Raw genomic sequence first — 18,722 nt, 5'->3', positions numbered from 1 at the left:
GCTGTTCGCGGCGCGCGCCGCGCGGACGATCGTGGCATGGAGATCGCGTGACCGGCAAGTCCTCCAGGCCGATGGTGGCGCCCGGCTCCAGTCGGCTCTCCCCAGATAGGCCCACTACCGCGCTGTGCCGGGCGGGCGGGTTGTAGAGGTCTGGACTCGCGGTGCATCGACCGTTGAACTCCCGCGCCTGGCTCAGGGGTGTCCCCGCTCGGGAAGGCGTAGGAGCAGCGGGCTAGCAGTAGCATCGCGACGCCACGGCCAGCACCTTCAACCCAGCCGCGCCACGCCACGGCCGCTACGTGGCGTCGCCGTCATGCCGCCGACTCACGCGATGTCCTGTTCACACAGCGCTCGCCCGAAAGTGTATCGACGGCAAGACCACGACCGAGGTCGCCCAGAAGCTCGCGGAGCTGTCTCAGCGCGTCAACGTCCGAGAGCCGGACACCGTAGTGATGTTCGAGCCCGACAGATTGACACGATGTGCACTTGAATTGAAACCTCATCTCTCCGGTACGTCCGGATCCCACACTGGGGTGATGGTGATTGTTCGTCCTGGTCTCCAGGGATCTCTATCCATAACTCGACTGAGGCCTCTGATCGGGTCGGAATCAGTGAGAGAGAAGCCCTCCTCGTCGGGGTGGTGCACGTCGAACCGGAACCCGTCGGCTAGCCGGCCCATCAAAACGCCCCGACGTGTATCGAAGGCTGTATTTTACTGCAGGGCCCGCTATGCAGCTTCGCTAAGTGATTTTTCCTTGTATGACTTGGAGAGGGTGTCAAAGCAACTCCTGAGGCGGCAGGTGTAGGTTAGTGCGAATTTGGGGGGATAATGCGGAAGCAGGCTACAGCGGTGACGCGCTGCGGCTTCGCGATGGTGACGTCACCGTCCAAAACGTGTCCAGAGTGCAAGTGGTCCTACAGCGCTTAATCGGTTTACGTGGAATCCAACCGAGCCCCGGTAGAAGGACTCGGCAGGTCCTTCGATCTCGGAGACGAGCCCGGCTATCCGGACCGGTCACGACGCACCGCGCGAGGAAGCCGCGGACGAGTGCGCTCCCGCGCCCTGGTCGCGAGCGGACCTCCGACCGCGATCGCACTCAGATCGGCGACGTGACGTTCCGGCCCGCCGACGGCTTCCAGGGTAAGATTTTGGCGCGTGTACCGGCGGAGCTTCGTGCGAGCGAAGAGCAGCGAGGCGCTGGGGCGACCGACCAGGGCGGTCCGGTTGGGTGTCAGCAGGTCGCGTAGGAGTGCGGTCCGGTGGGTGGCGCCGAGTAGAAAGCCCAAGACGGCGGCCCCATGGCGGTCGATGCGCTCGAGAACCGGCAACACACCGTTCTGACTCCGTAGCACGCCCTGGTACCAGCGTCGGACGAAGCGCGCGGTCCCAGGCAACCCGACCCGCCACCGGGTCATGTGCAGTAAAGCCCTCGGGTTCAGGTCAGCGACCGTCGCATCACGCGCGGGCACCGCCCGCTTCACTGCGGCCCGGTCCACAGTCAGCGTCTGTGGTCGACGATTCCCCCGTGTGCTCGTCGAGCATCCGTTTGACGGCGGGTGGGTCAAACGAGGTGCCCCTGTGCCGGACGCGCACGAAACTTCCGCCCCAGCGCAGGAGATTCCGCTGCCCCGCAGAACGGACGCGAGGGTGAGCGTACCGCCGTAACAGGTCGGCCGAGGCAAATCGTTTTCCGATCCCGCAGATCGGTGGACGCTGCGCGACGGCGGCGCGTGCTGAGAGCTCACTCTGCCGACGTTAACGAGCGGTCGGCAAGCGATTGGTGCTCTGCGGGTTAGCGAATCGCAAGCACGGCCCAGCTGCGTCGGCGGGGCCCGGAGCCGTCTAGACTAGGATCCGGGACCTGACCCGGTATCGACCGGGGTGCACGGGAGGTACCGGGTGCGGAGCCGGATCGTCACGATCGCGGTGATCGCCGCCGCCGTGGCTCTCGTCCTGTTCGGCCTACCGCTCGCGGTGGCGGTCGCCCAGTACGCCGTGGTGTACAAGTCCCTCGATCTTGAGCGACAGGCCGATCGCGCCGCGCTGCGGGTGGCGGCCACCCTTTCGGACGACGAAGTTCCCTCGGCCGACGAACTGAAGGACGACGGCACGCTGACGTTCCTGTCCGTCTACGACCACGACGGCACCTTCATCCGCGGTCGCGGTCCGGAGCGTCCCGACCCGTACGTGCGCGCCGCAGTCGGGGGCGCCCCAAGCACCGGTTCCGCGGGCGGCGAGCTGATCGTTGCAGTACCGGTCACCCACGACGGTGAAGTCGTCGGCGTCGTGCGCGTGTCGGGCCTCCGAGACGCCCTGCTCTGGCCGGTCGGGCTCGCGTGGTTCGGCATGCTCGGTCTCGCACTGCTGGCGATCGGCGTTGTGTGGCTCCTGGCGCGCAGGCAGGCTGCGCGGCTGGCCCGTCCCCTCGACGATCTGTCGCTCGCGGCCCAGCGCCTGGGCAGCGGGGACTTCAGCGTGCGCGTGCCTGCGGTGAAGTACGCCGAGATCGACGCGGTGGGCAGCGCGCTGAACCGGACCGCCGTCCGGCTCGACGACCTGCTGTCGCGCGAACGGGCCTTCTCGGCCGACGCGTCCCATCAGCTGCGCACCCCACTGACGACGCTGCGGCTAGGAGACTGCTGAAAATCGTGGGTGTCGGTCCGGTCCGGCCGGAGGCCGGGCTGGGACGATGCTCGGGTGCAGGGTCGTTCTGATCTGCAGCGTGAGCTGTTGGATGTCGAGTCGCTGGCCGGTCATCTGCTGCCTGCGGGTGGGGTGTTTGGGTTCCTGGCCGCACATCGCCACGACTTGTTCCCCGACGAGTTGTTCGCGGACCTGTTCGCCGCGGGTCGGGGTCGCCCGTCGGTCCCGGTCGAGGTGGTGGCCTCGGTGATCGTGTTGCAGACCCTGCACGGGCTCTCGGACCGGGAAGCGGCCGAGGCACTAACTTTTGATCTGCGGTGGAAGGCCGCGTGCGGGCTCGCGGTCACCGACCCCGGGTTTCATCCGACGACGTTGACCTATTGGCGGCGCCGGCTGGCCCGTAGTGAGCGTCCGAACCGGATCTTTGACGCGGTCAAGACCGTGGTCGCCGAGACCGGGGTGCTCACTGGGAAGACCCGCCGCGCGCTGGACTCGACCGTGCTCGATGACGCGGTCGCGACCCAGGACACAGTGACCCAGCTGATCGCCGCGGTCCGTCGGGTCGCCCGCGAGGTTCCCGGCGCGGCCGCGGTGATCGCCGAGCACGCGAGAGCCCATGACTACCGCGATCCGGGGAAACCGCGGATCGCCTGGGACGACGCCGCTGCCCGCGCTGAACTGGTCGACGCCCTGGTCGGTGACGCGCACCGGGTCCTCGGTCACCTGCCCGAGCAGGAACTCGACCCGAAAGCCGGCGAAGCGGTGGCGTTGTTGGCGCTGGTCGCCGGGCAGGACGTCGAACCCGCGCAGGACTGCGACGGGCGCGAGGGCCGCTGGCAGATCGCCCGCAAGGTCGCCCCGGACCGGGTCATCTCCACCGTCGACCCCGATACCCGCCACGCCCACAAGACCCGGGCACGACGCCAGGACGGCTACAAGGCCCACATCGTCATCGAGCCCGACACCGGGATCATCACCGACACCGCACTCACCCCGGCCGCGGGCGCGCACAACTCCGACGCCGCGGTCGGGATCACCCTCCTCACCAGCAGCGACACCAGCAGCGACACCAGCAGCGACACCAGCAGCGACACCAGCAGCGACACCGGGTTCGAGGTGTTGGCCGACTCGGCCTACGGCACCGGGGACGCGCTCGCCGCGCTGGCCACGGCCGGGCACCGACCGGTGATCAAACCGTGGCCGCTGCGGTCGGCGGTGCAGGGCGGGTTCACCCTCGACGACTTCGTCGTCGATGAGCAGGCAGGGTCGGTGAGCTGCCCGGGCGGTGTCACCCGACCCGTCACCCCGACCCGCAACGTGATCTTCGGGGCTGCATGTCGTGGTTGCCCGCTACGGGGGCGCTGCACCACCAGCAAGTCGGGGCGGTCATTGACCCTGCATCCCCACGATGGCCTGCAACGGGCCCACCGCGTCCGCGCACAGGACCCCGACTTCCAGGCGGTCTATCGACGGCACCGGCCGATGGTCGAGCGCTCGATCGCCTGGCTGGTCGCCGGGGGCAACCGGCGACTGCGGTTCCGCGGAACGCGACCCAACAATCTGTGGCTGCACCACCGCGTCGCCGGACTGAACCTGCGCCGCCTCCTCACCCTCGGGCTGCACCGCCACGAGGGCACCTGGGCGATCGCCTGAGCACCAGGGGGGCTTGACCGCCCCCGTCCCCGGCCACCACGGTGGGCACCGGGCAGGGTGACCTCTTGTCGCACCCTCGGGTGCTGACCTTCGCAGCCAGACTGCCGCGAGGCACCCTGCCCGCCAAACACCCGCTTCTTCAGCAGTCTCCTAGGGCTCGAAGCAGCGCTGGTCCGGCCCGGGCACGATCTCCGTTCGGCCATCCACAAGGGCCTGGAGTCGGCCGACCGGATCGAGCGCACCGTGGATGAGCTGTTGGCGTTGGCCCGCGACACCCACGGGTCAGTCGATGTGCTGGACGTCTCGCTCCTCCTGCGCGAGGCTACTGAGCCGTGGGCGGCGAGGCTCGGAAACGAGGGGCGGGCGTTGCACGTCAGCGTCGACCCGCAGACGCCGCACGCCGTCGCGTCGGCCGCGGCAGTGCGCCAGGTGCTGGCCGTACTGCTGGACAATGCGTTGACCCATGGGGCCGGGCCGGTGAGGGTGTCGGCAAGGGACGCCGGCGACGCGGTGGGGATCGAGGTCGGTGACGGCGGGCCGGGGCTCACAGGCGACGCCGCGACCCAGCTGTTCGCTCGCCGCTCCGCCGCAGCCAATGGTCACGGCGTCGGCCTCGCCCTGGCCCGGCGTCTAGCCGAGGCGGAAGGCGGACACCTGCGTCTCGCGCACCCGTCACCGCCGGTGTTCACCCTGCTGCTGCCAGCCGAACGCGCACGCTGAATCGCTGCATTCGGTCTATCTCGAGTCACTAGTCGTGCCCGCGAACCGTCATTGCATGCGCTGCGGCGCAGTGCGCGGAAGCCAGGCCGTGCCGCTGTCCAGGGAAGCGAATCGGGCTGGGGGTGGGTGATGCCGTGGTGATCGGGGGCTCGGTGGTGGCGGGGCGTTGCCCGAGCGCGCGGCGCCGCACATCCAGTAGGCTAATCAGTCCTGGCCGATCGGCAGCGCGATGTCGGTGACGCCGTCGAGCGCCCCGAGGTGCTCGGCCGCTCCGGTGAGCAGGTCCACCTCGAACAGACCGCGTGTGCCGCCGACCTGCAGCGTCGCGAAGGCCCGGTTGCCGCCCGCGCCCGTGTAGATGTCGGCTCCGGCGTCCGGGCCGGCGTCGACTCCCAGCCCGCCGGTCGGGGCGAGCGTCCCGGCATTGGCAGGGGACTGGATCGCGACCCGATCGGCGGTCGTGTCGATGGCGAACAACGTGGTGGCCGTACCGGCCGCATCGTCGTTGTTCGTGTACCCGACCGCGGTCACCCCCACGGCGGGCGCGGTGCCGGTGGCGGGCGCGACCGCCGGATTGGTCAGGGCGGTGTCGGTCACCGTCGGGGCACCGGGCATGGCGAAGGGCTGGCGCAGGTTCTGGCCGGTGTCGCTGACGACCCGCAGTGCGTTGGCGGCGGGGTTGAAGTCGACGCCGAAGAGCTCGCCGTCGAGGTCGATACTCAGCTGGGCGACCCTGGTGGCCTTGCCGTGCCCGTCGATCGTGTAAACACCGCCTGCGTCGCCGACGCCGTAGAGCGCACCGTCCTGCGCGCGGTAGTCGATCCCGACGAGCGAGACGTCGCCATCGAGGCCGGTGACCTCGATGGCGCCGTGCTGATCGGTGTCGTCGGTCTCGAAGTCGACCAACGTGCTGCCGTCGGCGAGGCCGACGACGTCGAGGGCGTGCCGCTCGGTGGCCGAAGCGGCGGACAGCGGCACAGCGAGCAGTGCGCCGGTGGCGACGGTCACGAAGCCGGCCTTCAGGAACGTGCGCATGAATGAGCCCTTCGGTATGCAACGCGGGCGCGGTGGTGCGCTGACCCTTCTTACGCACGACCCGCCCGCGGCGTTCACCCGACCAGGCGGGTTCTACGGTGAGTCGATGCCGCAACAGCACGTCACACCCGCCAACCTGGCCCGGGTATGGAGGTATCGGTCGGCCCTCGGACCTCTCGTCCTGGCCGGGACCTCGCTCGGTCTGCTGATCGCGCTGTGGCTGACGGCGTCCGCCGGGTCGGCGATCGCCGACATCCTCGGATTGCCGGAGGCCGGGCTCGTCGTGCGATTCGGGCTGCCTGCGGTCCGGGTGGTGTCCGACATCGCTGCGGTGGCGACGGTCGGGTTCCTGCTGGTCGCAGCGGTACTTGCGGCTCCACAGGCCACCGGGTACCTCGACATCGCGGGGTACCGATCCGTCCGTGTGGCTGCCGGATGCGCGTGGCTGTGGGCAGTGTCAGCGTTCTTGATGGTCCCGCTGACCGTGGCCGAGGTGCTGGGACGCCCGGTCGCCGACGTGCTGGCGCTCGGTCCGTTGACCGCAGCCCTTCCCCTGCTTCCGACGTCGACGGCATGGTTGCTCACGGGGGTACTGGCCACGCTGATCGCAGCCGGCTGCCGGGCCACCCTGACGTGGGGGTGGGCCGGCGTGCTCCTGGCGGCCGCTGTCGTCGGGCTGCTGCCGGTGGCGGCCACCGGACATTCCGCGGTCGGGGGATCGCACGACCTCGCCACCGACAGCCTGATGATCCATATCGTGGCCGCGGCGGTATGGGTCGGCGGGCTCATCGCGGTGCTGTCGCTCGCCGCGCGTCCCTCGCCCAACCAGCTGGGCACGGTGCTGCCGCGCTTCTCGATGATCGCCGCGTGGTGCTGGGGACTGATGGCGCTGTCCGGGCTGGCCAACCTGGCGGTCCGCATCCCGTTGACGCTGCCGAACCTGCTGTCCGACTACGGGGTCATCGCGATGGCCAAGACGGCTTCGCTGCTGCTGCTCGGGGTTCTCGGGTACCTGCACCGTCGGACTGCCCTGGCGCCGGCCGTCCAGGGTGACCGCCGCGCGCTGCTCCGGCTCGGGGCGGGCGAGGTGCTGCTGATGCTGGCAACGATCGGCCTGGCTGTCGGTCTGGGGCGGACGCCACCCCGGCCCCAGTGGAGACCGGTGAACCCTCGCGCACCGGTGAGGAGCTGGGATACGAGCTGGCCGGGCCACCCTCCGGTGTGGGCGGTCTCGTCGTCGACGGGCGCCCGGACCTCGTCTTCGTCGCCGTCGTCGCGGTGATGCTGGTGGCCTATCTGGCGGGCGTACGGCGGCTGGGCGCGGAGGCACGGGCGTGGCCGATCCGCCGCTCGTCGGCGTGGCGGGCCGGATGCTGTGTGGTGCTCCTCGCGACCTCGTCCGGTCTCGGCCGCTACGGCGCGGCCATGCTGAGCGTCGGTGTGGCGGCGCAGCTGCTGCTGACGCTGGTGGCACCCATGCTCCTGGTCCTCGGGGCGCCACTGGCGCTCGCCCGGCAATCGGTGCCGGAGGTGAACTGGGTGCTCGCGCACCCGACCGCCGCCGCGCTGGCCCGTCCGGTCCCCGCGGTCCTCGCCTTCGCTGCAGCCATGGCGATGCTGTACGGGCTCGGGCTTATCGACCCCCTGCTCTCGTCAAAGCTGGGTCGCCTGGCTCTGGACGCGTTGCTCCTGGTGGTCGGTGTCGTCCTGGTCGGGGCGTTGACGAGCGAGGCCGTCGCCCGCGGCCGGGCCGTGGCCCTCCTGATCCTCGTCCAAGCCGGGGTCGGCGTCGGCCTGTTGCTACGTACCGAGCCGATCGCCGCGACGTTCTACCGGCGGTTGGGCCTGTCCTGGGTACCCGACCTGCTGGATCAGCAACGCCTCGCCGGCGTCGTGTGGCTGGTGGGGCAGGTGGCGCTCGTTCCGATCCTCGCGGTCGGGGTGGCACGGGCGCGAGCGCGGTGATTCGTGCCTGGAGCGCGCTCGGGCCGGGGTCAGGGGCCAGGGACGCAGGCGGCGTCCGGCAGGGGAGCGGTGTACGGGTTGTCGCTCAGCGCCCTGATGAACTGCTCGAAACGCGGGTCGTCGGGGGTGTCGAGGGCGAGCCGGTGTCCCCACGCCTGCAGGGAGATCGGGCTGTCGAGACCGGGAAGGGGTGACATCAACAGGAAGTCGGCGTCGGTGACCCGCGTGACGGGGAGGGCCTGCACCGTGTTCGGAGCGGTGCGGGCCGGGTCGTAGGTGATCCAGACCGCACCCCTCCCCATGGCGTGCACGGCGTCGGTGTCGGGGATCGGATCCGGGTAGGCGACCCCGTCGCACGCCGCGTACCCCGGGCCGTGCGGGCCGCCGGCGGGGGGAACGGCCCCGCGGTCGGCTGGGGAGCCGATCGCGGCAGCTGCATGGTCGTGGTCGGCGATCGGTGTGATGACGATCCCGGGAATCCGCGTCGATGGGTCGGGCTCCTCTGCAGAGGGGACGAAGGAGGCGAGCTCCCGCTCGTCGTCGGTCGGGATCAGGACGCTCACTGCGACCACCCCGAACGACGCGCCGGCCAGCAGCAGGACCAGCGGTCCGGCGATCCGCGACGATCGGCCGGCCGATCCTCCGGCTGCTCGCTCATCGGGCGGCCCGCCTGCGTAGCAGTACCGGGAGCAGCAGCGCGAGTGCGGCGAGGACCAGCATGGGGCCGTCGCCGGTGCGGGCGTAGGGCGTCAGGCCGGTGCGCAGTGGCACCGTTTCGCGCAGCAGGGCCGGGCCGCCGAGCCCACTCTGTGCAAGCACCCGCCCGTCGGGAGCGACCACCACGGAATAGCCGGTGGGCGCCGCCTGCAGCACCGTGCGGCCGTACTCCAGGGCCCGCAGCCGGGCGCCGGCCACCTCGATCGCCGGCACGTCCTCGGTGACGTAGGACGCCGCGTTGGTGGGAACGAGGACGATCCTCCCGCCTGCCGTGACGGCTTCGCGCACGCGGTCGGCGAAGAGCACCTCGTAGGAGATGACGACGCCGAGCGGCCCGGCCGGGGGCTCCAGCACGGCGGTGCCCTCGCCGGCGATGGCGTCGCGGGGCACGAGCGCGGTCAGGTCGGTAACGCGGCTGAGCAGTTCGCGCCCGGGGATGTACTCGCCGAACGGGACGCGGTGCTCCTTCTCGTAGCGGCCGAGGATCGTGCCGTCGTGGCCCCACAGTACGGCCGCGTTGCGGAACCCGGTGCCTTGGTTCTCCACGACCCCGACGACGACCGGCGCGTCGAGGCGCCGGGCCAGCTCGGCGGTGCGCACGTCGGCGGCCGAGCCGGTGATCGACCCGTCGACGCTGATCACGGTCTCCGCGAACAGGACCAGGTCGGGGGAGCCGGTGATCTGCTCGGCCACGGCGAACTGCCGGTCGGTGGTGTCCTGCGGATCGGTGAACACCGCGCGGAGGCCGCGCGGCCCGCCGCCCTGAACGACCGCGACGTCCAGGCTGCCGGCGTCGGCGGTGGCGACGGCCGCGCCCACCGCGACGGGGGCACCCGCCACGGCCACCGCCACACCCACCGCGATCAGCCGCGCCTGGCCGCTCGTGAGAACCAGTGCGGCGAGGCCGACGCCCGCGGTGGCGGCCACGGCCGTGACCAGCAGCGAGCCTCCCAGCGGCGCCGCGAACACGAACGGGCCGTCGAGCTGGGCATGCACGAGTGCGGGAAGCGGGAAGCCGCTGAACGGGAAACGGGTCTGCGCCGCGTCGAGCAGCACCAGCCCGGCCGGAAGCGCCCACCAGCCTCCCGCCCAACGACCGCTGCGCGCGGTGGGCACGAGACCGACCGCAGCGGCGAGCATGACGGCCTCCAACGCGGCGATCGCGACGTACCCGGCTGCGGCGAAGCCGGTGAGCCAGCCCAGCGTGGTGCCGTACAACACGACGCCCGCCAGACCGCCGAGCCAGAGCCGGGCGCGGAGCCCGCGCCCGTGCAGGGCGACGGTCAGCGCGGCCACCCCGAGCGGGAGCATCGGCCACCATCCTCGTGGTTGCGCCCCGAGCGCCCAGGTCGCACCCGCGCCAGCGGCCAACAGGATCGCGAGACGCAGGCGGATCGCCGGACCGGCGGCGCCCGGCCGTTGGACGCGAACAGGGGTTGCTACCGGTGCGGGCGGCGGATCCGAATGGATGGGCGTGTCCCTTCAGTCCGGCTCGGCCGGTCGGCCGACACTTCTACTATCTCGTGTAGAAGTTCGGGTCGACCACCTGGGGGCACCCGTGCGAGGTCAGGCCCCGGTGACGGTCTGCCAGACCAGGAATCCGTTGAGGCCGATGATGACGACCGCGGCCAGGCTGGCGACCGCCGTGGTGAGGCGGTGATTGACCAGTTCGGCCATGATGTCGCGGCGGCGCGTGAGCAGGACCAGCGGAACGAGCGCGAACGGGATGCCGAACGACAGCACGACCTGCGAGAGCACCAGTGCCCGCGTGGGATCGATGCCGATGCCGAGGACGACGAGCGCGGGGGCCAGGGTCAGTGCGCGTCGCAGCAGCAGCGGGATCTGCCGTCGGATGAAGCCCTGCATGACGACCTGCCCGGCGTAGGTGCCGACCCCGGACGATGCGAAGCCCGACGCGAGCAGCGCGATCGCGAAAGCGAACGCGGCCGGCTGGTCGAGGACCCGCGCGAGCCCGTCGTACACCCCGTCGAGGGTGTCGGTGTCGGGCACGTCGGTACCGAAGAACAGCGTGGCGGCGATGACCAGCATCGCGGCGTTGACCAGGCCGGCCAGCCCCATCCCGACCGCGACGTCGGTCTGCTGGCGACGGAGAAGGAAGCGGCGATCCGCCGTGGTGTCGGCCCGGATCCGAGTCTGGGTGAGGGCGGAGTGCAGGTAGACCACGTGCGGCATCACGGTGGCTCCGATGATGCCGGTGGCCAGCAGCACGCTGTCGGTCCCGTCGAACCGCGGGACGAGCCCCGCGACGGCGTCGGCCCCGACGATCTCGATGCGCACCACCGTGCTGAGGAAGCCGAGCAGGATCACGGCGAACAGGCCCACGATGGCCCGCTCGAACGGCCGGAAGCCGCGGGACTGCAGGGCCAGCAGGGCGAAGGCGACTATCCCCGTGATCACCCCGCCCGTGAACAGCGGGATCCCGAACAGCAGGTTGAGCGCGATCGCACCGCCGATCACCTCGGCGAGGTCGGTGGCGATCGCGACGATCTCGGCCTGCACCCACATCCCGCGGGAGACCGGGCGGGGAAACCGGTCGCGGCACGTCTCCGGGAGGTTCCGGCCGGTGGCCAACCCGAGTTTCGCCGACAGCGACTGGATCAGCATCGCCAGCAGGTTCGCCGCGACGATCACCCAGAGCAGCAGGTAACCGAATTGCGCGCCGGCGGAGAAGTTCGTGGCGAAGTTGCCCGGGTCCACGTAGGCGATGGCCGCGACGATGGCGGGTCCGAAGAACATCAGCCGCCCGCGCAGCGGACCGCGAGCGCGGATCTCGGCGATCGTCGGTGCCTCTGCGTCGGGACCGTGGGTGCCGGTCGTCGCGTCCATAGCTGCCATTACCGCTGATGGTAGACGCCGCTAATGTCGGCCCGGTGTGAGCCGGCTGACCGTCCGGCGGGGCGACGGGCATCGTCAACAACTTCGACTGCGATGCTCAGCTCGACCGGGAGCAACTCGTAGACCGAGGGTCGTCAGGAAAACCGCTGCCGGCGACCAGTGGCCGTCATGGTGGAACAGGTGGTGCCGCCGCGGTGCTGCGTGCAATGTGTCCGTATCGTCCGATCGTGGCTCCGGATGCAGACGACAGCGCACAGGGCTCCGCCGAGCAGGCTCGGGCCGGCCGACATCGGCGGAGGTGGCAACTGGTCGCCGTCGTGCTGGTCGCGGTCGTGATCGTCGATCAGGCCTCGAAGGAAGCGGCGCTGCGCCTGCTCGTCGAACCCTGGCCGCTCCTGCCCGGTGTCGGGCTGGCGCTGTCGTTCAACACCGGCGCGGCGTTCAGCATGGGGACCTCGTTCACCCCGTTCATCACCGCCTTCGCCGGCGCCGTCCTCGTCGCGATCGCCTGGTTCGCAGGTCGGGCCGCCTCGGCCGGATGGGCGCTGGTGCTGGGCCTTGTCGGCGGAGGAGCAGCCGGCAACCTGATCGATCGGCTGGTCCGCCCGCCGGGACCGGGCCGGGGCGCGGTGGTCGACTTCGTGGACGTCGCCTGGTTCGCCGCGTTCAACCTCGCCGACGTGGCGCTGACGACCGGTGTGGCCGTGGCGTTCGTGCTGTCCTGGCGCCGGCAGCCGGTTCTGAGCGGGGCGGGCGGCCCGGCGCGGTGACCGGCACGTGGGCGCCGTGTGTTCTCCAGGATGGCCACACGGCCGGGTGGTCGATCGAGCGCCCGGCTGTGCTGAAGAGGTCTGGGCGCTCTCGGCCGTCCCCGCGACCCACGTGCCGTTCGTCGTGCCGCTTTTCGCGCCGGACGGCGCCCTGAGACCCACCCGGTTCGTCCGGCGCAGCGCGCTCGCCCGGACGGGGGTGCGCCGCCCCACTGGGCGCGCCTGAGTCGCCGGAGGGCGGCGCGGGCTCTCAGGAAGGCAACCCGTCGCACCGGCCGGTTCCTACTGTGCGGACATGGACGATGCCGAGCTGCCGCCCCTCGCGCGGGTTGCGGTTTTCCTGACCGCGTTGGCGTGGGCGGCCGGCGCAACGTGGACGGTCGGACGGATGTCCGACTCGCTGGTACCCGTCCCCGACCTCCCGCGGCCGGCCGTGCTCGGCGGCTCCGGCCAGGGAGTACCCGCGGGAACCAGCAACGCGGACGACGGTGCCGGGCCGAGGTGGGTGGCCCCCGTTCACGACGGTGTGCACGGCCGGTGAGCGTCAATGCGCTGCAGCGGACCGATCTGCCGCCCGGTGCCGACGCGTCGGCGGAGCACGCACACGCGCCGCCCCGGGTCGGCGACTCCCCGCTGCCGCCGACCGGATCGGCCGCGGAGGCGCGGGCCGCCGTCGCCCGGTCCGGGCGGCCGGGTCGCGGTGCACTGCCCGGCCGGGTCCGCGGCTGCGCGGTGCTCACCGTGCCGGTGGCGGTGCTGACGTGGGTGCCGCCCCTGCAGTTCCCCGCCTGGCAGTGGGTCGGTGTGCTGCTCACCGTGCCGATCGTCACGTGGGGTGCCCTGCCGCTATACCGGTCGGCTCTCGCCGCGGTGCGTCGCGGGAGCGCGGCACTGGACGTGCTCGCCGCGCTCACCGTGTCGGCGGCGTTCGGCATGTCGGTGTACAGCCTGCTCGCGGGCCCCGCCGGCGCGTCGGGCTACCGGCAGGCGGTTCCGCTCACTGTGGTCTGGGGGGACGGCTCCGGTCAGCTCCATCTGGAAGTGGCCGCGGTCGTCACGACCGCCGCGCTCGGCGCGCGGCAGCTCGCCGGTGGGCCGGACCCCGCCGGTGTGCGGACATGGTTCGTTCCCGCCGTCCTGTTCTCCGCGGTGGGCGGGGCCTCCTTCTGGTTCGGCGCCGGCGCAGGTCGTACCGCCGCACTGGAGATCGCCCTGGCGGTGCTGGTGGCGTCCTGCCCGGTTGCGCTGGCCCTCGAGCGGCCCGCCGCGGCACTCGCCGCGACGGATGCGCTCCGCAGGCGTGGAATCACACTCCGTGCAACGGACGCCGTGGTGGTCGCATCTCGGGTCACCGCCCTGCTGATCGCCGGAGCGAGCACGCTCGGCCCGGACGGCGTGCGCGCCGGCGCGGGAACGCGACCCCTCGGCCCCACGGCCGTCGCCCGGTTACGCGGTCTGGACCTCGACCCGGTCCTGCTCGCCGGTGGCGCCGACGACATCGCGCGGGCGTACGCCGGTCTCGCCGGGGTCGACACCGTCGTCGCGGGACTACGACCTGCGGAGACGGCTGCAGCCGTCCGGCGGCTGCAGGAGGCAGGAGCCGTTGTCGCGGTCATCAGCGGTGACCCCGACGAAGTTCCCGCGCTGGCTGCGGCCGACCTCGGCATCTCGCTGTCGCCGGCCGCGGACGTGGCGGATGTCGTCATCGCGGGCACCGACCCGACCGTGGCTGTCGAGCTCGTGCGGCTGGGCCGATGCCTCCCGGACACCGCTCGTGCCGCGGGCAGGTGGGCGGCGGGGACCGTGACCCTCGCGGTGCCGCTCGCCGCAGCCGGGTTGCTGCACCCGGACGTCGCGGTGGGAACGGTCCTGATCGGCGCGGCCGGTGTCGCCGCGATCAGCCACGGCCTCCGGGGCCCGTCTCCCGAATGGACCCACCTCCACCTAGCGGATCACGGAGAATCGCCATGAACCGACGACACGTCCGCCCGATCCCGTGCACCGCCCGGCTGGTCCTGGTCGTCGCGTTGGCCGCTGCGGCGGCCGGGTGCGCGGCGGAGGCGGCCGCCCCGCCGCCGGCCACTCCGGCCCAGGCCGCCCCGGGCGCCTCCTCCGGCGAGCAGACGGACGGTCACACCGCGGCGACCGGCGAACCCGTGCTGTACGCCGTGCAGAGCGGCCCGCTCGGTGTCGTCGTGACCGACGGGGACGGACGGCTCCTCTACCGGTCGGAGGCCGACAGCACGGCGCCACCCACGTCGCGCTGCGCCGACGCCTGTAGCGGATCCTGGAAGCCGTTCACCGTCGGGAGCGGACAGCAGCCGCTGCTGCTCGGCGTCGATCCGGCGGTGGTGGGCACGCTCGTCCGGCCCGACGGCACGGCGCAGGTGACGCTGGCGGGGTGGCCCCTGTACCGGGATCCGGCTGACCGGGGTGGCCTGACCGACAGCGGCCGGCACGGCGAGAGCGACCAGTGGTTCGTCGTCACCCCGACCGGGGACCGGGCAACGGCCCCGTCCTGAGATGCACCCGAGGAGGCACATGCCGCGCATCGCCGAGCCCGCCCGGGTCACGGTGCCCGCGGTGTCAGTGCCGATCACCGGTCGTGGCGCGCGGCAGCTGACGGTCGTGGCGCTCCTCGTGGTCGGTTCGGTCGCGGGCATGCTCGTGGCGGTCGCGCTCGGTGTGGCGGGAGCGGCCACGGTTCCGGGTCTGCCCGACGCCGGACCGCTCGTGACGGTCGCGCTGCCGATGGTCCGGGTGTTGTCCGAGGTGGCCGCGACGGTCACGGTCGGGATGCTGCTGCTCGCCGCCGTCCTGGCGCCGCCGCAGCGCAGCGGGCACCTCGACGTGGCCGGATTCCGGTCGGTGCGAACGGCCGCGGTGTCCGCGGCGGTGTGGGCGGCGGCGGCGCTGCTGATGGTGCCGCTCACCGTTGCCGAGGCGTCGGGTCGCCCCCTGGTCGAGGCGCTGGGCTCCGCGGCGTTGCCGGTGCCGCCCACGTCATCGGCCTGGCTCTTGACCGGAGTCATCGCGGCTGCCGTCGCCGTCACGAGTGCGGGCACGCTCACCTGGGGATGTTCGGTCGGCCTGTTCGTCGCCGCCGTCGGCGGGCTGTTGCCCGTGGCCGCGTCGGGGCACTCCGCGGTCGGCGCGTCGCACGACATCGCCACCGACAGCCTGCTGCTGCACATCGTGGCGGCGGCGCTCTGGGTCGGTGGTCTGCTCGCGACACTGCTGGTCGCGACCACGGCGCCGCGAGCGCTGCGCACCGCCCTGCCCCGGTTCTCCACGCTCGCCGGGTGGTGCTGGGCGGTGCTCGCCGTCTCCGGACTCGTCAACCTGGCGGTCCGCGTCGGCGTCGACCCACGAGCCCTGCTCACCCCCTACGGCGCGATCGTCGTGGGCAAGACCGTGGCCCTTGCCGGGCTGGGCCTGCTCGGGCTCGTCCACCGGCGACGTACCGTGCCGGCCGCGGCCCGGGGCCGCACGGTCGACCTACTGCGCTGGGGTGGGCTGGAACTCCTGATCATGGTGGTCACGATCGGACTCGCGGTCGGGCTCGGGCGCACTCCACCACCACCCGGGCCTACGAGCGGGACGGGCCGGACCGAGGAGGCGCTCGGGTACGAGCTCGCCCCGCCGGACGGGCCGCTGCAGCTCGTGGCCGCGGTCCGGTTCGACGTGGTGTTCGCGCTCGTCGTGGCCGTTCTCCTGATCACCTACCTCGCCGGGCTGGGCACGCTCCGGGCTGCGGGTGCCGCGTGGCCGCTGCGCCGAACCGTCGCCTGGTGCGCCGGCGTGGTGGTCGTGCTCGTCGCCACCTCGTCCGGCATCGGCCGCTACGGGGCGGCCATGCCGAGCGTGGCCGCCGTCGGCCAGGTCCTCCTCCTGGCCGTCGCTCCGGCGCTGCTCGCCGCCGGCGCGCCGCTTCGGCTCGCCCGTCGCGCGCTGCCCGCGGTCGGAGCGACGGGTGGGCCGAGTCCGAAGGGCGGTCTGCTGTGGCTCCTGCGCCGTCCCCTGGTCCGGCGGTTGCGCCGGCCGGGCGCCGCACCGCTCGTCCTCGCCGCGGTTCAGCTCACCCTGTACGGCGCCGGCTGGCTGGACCTCCTGCTGGCCTCGTCGGTCGGACGCCAGGGGTTGGACGCGTTGCTGTTCCTGACGGGCTGTGTCGTCGCGGCCGGCCTCACCGGCTCGTCCCGCCCGCGCCTGTGGGAGGTCCTCGCCCTCCTGGGCGTGCAGCTGGCCACCGGGATCGCACTCCTCGTCCGACCGGACGTCGTCGGTGAGGAGCACTTCCGTGGCGTCGGACTCGCCTGGGTGCCCGATCTGCTCGCCGAGCAGCGGTGGGCCGCGCTCGTGTGGCTGTGTCTGCCCGTTGCCGCCGGGCTGCTCCTGGCGACCGTGTCGCCCGGTCGCGGCGACTCTCGGCCGATCGGGTCAGCGAAGCTGCCCGCCACGCTCGCCGCAGGGGTCAGACCTCGCGGCGTCCGGTGATCGCGTAGCTGGGCGGGCAGCATTCAGCCGTCGAACGACACGTGGACATGGTCCATGTGGTTGGCCGTCACTCCGCCCCGGTCCTCCATGGCCTCCCAGCCCGACCCAGTGTTGATGCGCTGCCGGTAGATCACGTACTTGATCCCGAGCCGGCCCATGTTCTCGACGGCGTACTCGGCGAGCTGCTCGCCGGGGTCGCGGTCGACCATGAGGTCGAGCGCGAGCCCGGCGGGGTGGTCGGAGGTGCCGGCGCGGCCGGCGACGCCGTAGACGGTGTCGACGCCGAACCGGCAGCGCAGCTCGGTGCCGGCGTCGGTCACCCCGGGTTGGACGGTCTCGAACCCGGAGTCACCAGCAGCGCAGCTGCTCGCGCGGCGTTCCTCCTCCTCACGAGCGGCGACCTCGGCGACCTCGGCGACCTCTGCCTCGGCCTCCTGACGGGCACGCTGTTCCTCGCCCAGGGTCACGGCCTTGACCAGAGCGCCTGCGTCGAAGGTGGTGGGCTCAGGCGCGATCGGTGCGACGCTCAGCAGGAGTATGGGTTCGTCCGGGAGGGCCGGTGACGTGAGGGTGTCGAGCTGGACCGCCGCCGGTGCGACGTCCGCCTCCGCGATCGGCAGGTGCTCACCGGTCGCGAGAGCGCCGCAAGCTGACGGCGGTGACGGCGAGGACCCCGGTGGGTCCGTAGCGCGCGACCAGACCAGTGCGGGAACGGTGCCGCGCCTGGGGCAGAAGGTGCGGGTGCGGGGCGTACGCGCGCCGTCGATCGGCGCGATGGGGCGCTGTGCCGTGCCACGAACGGACCTTTCGTGCCGGACGGCCGGTCGGAGGCGGGCGGGGAGCAGGCGGAGCGGGGAGCGTCCGTTTCCGTTCCGTTACCGGGCCGTGTCCGGTGACCGTACGAAACGGACACCGATCCCGGCGCGTCGAGACACCGGCGACGCGGCGACCGCGCTGCTGGGTGCTGTGAGCGGCGACGCCCGGACCGGTGCTCCGGACCGAGCCGCTGGACCGCGCAGACGTCGATGCCGCGTTCCTGAATCACGCGGTCGGGGCGAGTTTGGTGCCGTCGTCGTCCCAGATCTCCAGGTGCAGGTGCGGCCCCTTGGAGAAACCGCGGTTGCCCACCTCGGCGATCTGGGCACCGGTGGACACCTGCTGCTCAACGTCGACGTAGGTACGGTTGGGCGTAGACCGACCGGGTGCCGTCGGGATGCCGCACGACCACCCAGAGGCCGAAACCGCTGACCGGGCCCGTATTCTCCATGACACCGTCGGCGACGGCGAAGATCGGCGTGCCGATGGCGTTGGCCACGCCGAGCCGTTGTGGGTACGGCCTCAACGGGGACCGGACTGTGAGGTGACCCGGCCCGTCACCGGCTGGGCGAACGCGCTGTCCCCGAACAGTGCCGCGCCCGGAGCGCCAGCGGCGAGGGCCGGTCGAGGATCGCTTCCTGCCGGGCGAGTTCCTGCCCGATCTCGACGGCCTTGGTGAGATTGCGGACGTCGACCGGGAAGTCGTCCGGCGTGTGCGGCGGCCCTGGTGTCGGACAGGGGCTCGTTACCGCCGACGCCGTCCCACGAGACCGCGGCGGCCGCCGCCGTGTGCGGATCAGGGACGGGGAGCATCGCGCTGAGCACGACGGGCTCGAGATCGTTGCCGACGGGGACGGCCATCGTCTCGGCCGCGGCCACCGTGGCTCAGGCCGCCACCGCCGCGACCAGTGCGCGCGCAGTCGGCACCGGCGGGAGGCGGTGGCAGGCGGTGCGTCCTCCCGGCCGCGACGATGCCTGACGGCATCTTCCGGTCGGGCTCGGACGCCCGCGCGCCGCTGGGGGAGCGGTGGCGCGCCACGACAGAGTCC

16 protein-coding genes are annotated in these 18,722 nt (G+C 72.1%); 9 read left to right on the top strand and 7 right to left on the bottom strand.

The features are described 5' to 3' along the window. Positions 1-1,900: 1,900 nt before the first annotated feature. From I4I82_RS02365 to I4I82_RS02355, 3 genes are all read left to right on the top strand, one after another. Entirely contained in the window at positions 1,901-2,644 is a 744-nt protein-coding gene (locus I4I82_RS02365) for a HAMP domain-containing protein (RefSeq protein WP_218595067.1), read from the top strand. Between the two features lie 54 nt (positions 2,645-2,698). Continuing rightward, positions 2,699-4,297 (top strand): IS1182 family transposase, encoded by a 1,599-nt coding sequence (locus I4I82_RS02360; RefSeq protein WP_218596403.1) that lies wholly within the window; start codon positions 2,699-2,701, stop codon positions 4,295-4,297. Between the two features lie 243 nt (positions 4,298-4,540). Next, positions 4,541-5,017, top strand: coding sequence for a sensor histidine kinase (locus tag I4I82_RS02355; RefSeq protein ID WP_218595066.1), 477 nt, complete (start codon positions 4,541-4,543; stop codon positions 5,015-5,017). A 204-nt stretch (positions 5,018-5,221) separates the two neighbouring features. On the opposite strand, the gene I4I82_RS02350 is transcribed toward I4I82_RS02355, so the two are convergent. Then, entirely contained in the window at positions 5,222-6,052 is an 831-nt protein-coding gene (locus tag I4I82_RS02350; RefSeq protein WP_218595065.1) for a DUF4394 domain-containing protein, read from the bottom strand. On the opposite strand from I4I82_RS02350, the gene I4I82_RS02345 reads away from it, so the two are divergent. Then, on the top strand, positions 6,051-7,334 hold the full coding sequence (locus tag I4I82_RS02345; RefSeq protein WP_226369833.1) for a CopD family protein: 1,284 nt from the start codon (positions 6,051-6,053) through the stop codon (positions 7,332-7,334). The two genes, I4I82_RS02350 and I4I82_RS02345, sit on opposite strands and share 2 nt — an antisense overlap. Beyond that, complete coding sequence (locus tag I4I82_RS02340; protein ID WP_225920865.1) at positions 7,334-8,017, top strand: cytochrome c oxidase assembly protein; 684 nt, start codon at positions 7,334-7,336, stop codon at positions 8,015-8,017. The genes I4I82_RS02345 and I4I82_RS02340 overlap by 1 nt, the downstream gene beginning before the upstream one ends. Positions 8,018-8,046: 29 nt before the next feature. On the opposite strand, the gene I4I82_RS02335 is transcribed toward I4I82_RS02340, so the two are convergent. From I4I82_RS02335 to I4I82_RS02325, 3 genes are all read right to left on the bottom strand, one after another. Then, complete coding sequence (locus I4I82_RS02335) at positions 8,047-8,580, bottom strand: thioredoxin-like domain-containing protein (RefSeq protein WP_218595062.1); 534 nt, start codon at positions 8,578-8,580, stop codon at positions 8,047-8,049. 91 nt (positions 8,581-8,671) lie between these two features. Then, entirely contained in the window at positions 8,672-10,105 is a 1,434-nt protein-coding gene (lnt, locus tag I4I82_RS02330; RefSeq protein ID WP_225920481.1) for an apolipoprotein N-acyltransferase, read from the bottom strand. Between the two features lie 195 nt (positions 10,106-10,300). Then, positions 10,301-11,590, bottom strand: a complete 1,290-nt coding sequence (locus I4I82_RS02325; protein WP_225920480.1) for an Nramp family divalent metal transporter — start codon at positions 11,588-11,590, stop codon at positions 10,301-10,303. Between the two features lie 227 nt (positions 11,591-11,817). Here I4I82_RS02325 and I4I82_RS02320 point away from each other — a divergent pair, with 227 nt between their 5' ends. The 4 genes from I4I82_RS02320 (at position 11,818) to I4I82_RS02305 (ending at position 16,857) form a co-directional block, all read left to right on the top strand. Beyond that, on the top strand, positions 11,818-12,360 hold the full coding sequence (locus tag I4I82_RS02320) for a signal peptidase II (protein WP_218595060.1): 543 nt from the start codon (positions 11,818-11,820) through the stop codon (positions 12,358-12,360). Positions 12,361-12,897: 537 nt separating this feature from the next. Then, positions 12,898-14,331 carry a hypothetical protein gene (locus I4I82_RS02315; RefSeq protein ID WP_218595059.1) on the top strand — a complete coding sequence of 478 codons (1,434 nt, stop codon included), beginning with the start codon at positions 12,898-12,900 and terminating at the stop codon, positions 14,329-14,331. Continuing rightward, positions 14,328-14,882, top strand: coding sequence for a COG4315 family predicted lipoprotein (locus I4I82_RS02310; RefSeq protein ID WP_218595058.1), 555 nt, complete (start codon positions 14,328-14,330; stop codon positions 14,880-14,882). Before I4I82_RS02315 ends, I4I82_RS02310 begins: the two co-directional genes overlap by 4 nt. A 19-nt stretch (positions 14,883-14,901) precedes the next feature. Next, positions 14,902-16,857, top strand: a complete 1,956-nt coding sequence (locus tag I4I82_RS02305) for a cytochrome c oxidase assembly protein (protein ID WP_218595057.1) — start codon at positions 14,902-14,904, stop codon at positions 16,855-16,857. 23 nt (positions 16,858-16,880) lie between these two features. On the opposite strand, the gene I4I82_RS34690 is transcribed toward I4I82_RS02305, so the two are convergent. The 3 genes from I4I82_RS34690 to I4I82_RS02290 form a co-directional block, all read right to left on the bottom strand. After that, entirely contained in the window at positions 16,881-17,324 is a 444-nt protein-coding gene (locus I4I82_RS34690; protein WP_218595056.1) for a VldE C-terminal domain-containing protein, read from the bottom strand. 574 nt (positions 17,325-17,898) lie between these two features. Continuing rightward, on the bottom strand, positions 17,899-18,012 hold the full coding sequence (locus tag I4I82_RS34285) for a hypothetical protein (protein ID WP_267461570.1): 114 nt from the start codon (positions 18,010-18,012) through the stop codon (positions 17,899-17,901). Between the two features lie 7 nt (positions 18,013-18,019). Next, positions 18,020-18,172, bottom strand: a complete 153-nt coding sequence (locus I4I82_RS02290; protein ID WP_225922732.1) for a M23 family metallopeptidase — start codon at positions 18,170-18,172, stop codon at positions 18,020-18,022. Positions 18,173-18,722 lie beyond the last annotated feature (550 nt).

The organism is Pseudonocardia oceani, from assembly GCF_019263585.2.
GTDB classification, from domain to species: Bacteria; Actinomycetota; Actinomycetes; order Mycobacteriales; family Pseudonocardiaceae; genus Pseudonocardia; species Pseudonocardia oceani.
The sequence above is the reverse complement of the archived record's forward strand: the minus strand, read 5'-3'. Positions and strand labels throughout refer to the sequence as shown.

Coding starts and splice junctions, on each gene's coding strand:
- I4I82_RS02345 (WP_226369833.1), top strand. CDS start 6,051: ATGAATGAGCCCTTCGGTATGCAACGCGGGCGCGGTGGTGCGCTGACC.
- I4I82_RS02350 (WP_218595065.1), bottom strand. CDS start 6,052: ATGCGCACGTTCCTGAAGGCCGGCTTCGTGACCGTCGCCACCGGCGCA.
- I4I82_RS02340 (WP_225920865.1), top strand. CDS start 7,334: ATGCTGGTGGCCTATCTGGCGGGCGTACGGCGGCTGGGCGCGGAGGCA.
- I4I82_RS02325 (WP_225920480.1), bottom strand. CDS start 11,590: ATGGCAGCTATGGACGCGACGACCGGCACCCACGGTCCCGACGCAGAG.
- I4I82_RS02310 (WP_218595058.1), top strand. CDS start 14,328: ATGAACCGACGACACGTCCGCCCGATCCCGTGCACCGCCCGGCTGGTC.
- I4I82_RS02305 (WP_218595057.1), top strand. CDS start 14,902: ATGCCGCGCATCGCCGAGCCCGCCCGGGTCACGGTGCCCGCGGTGTCA.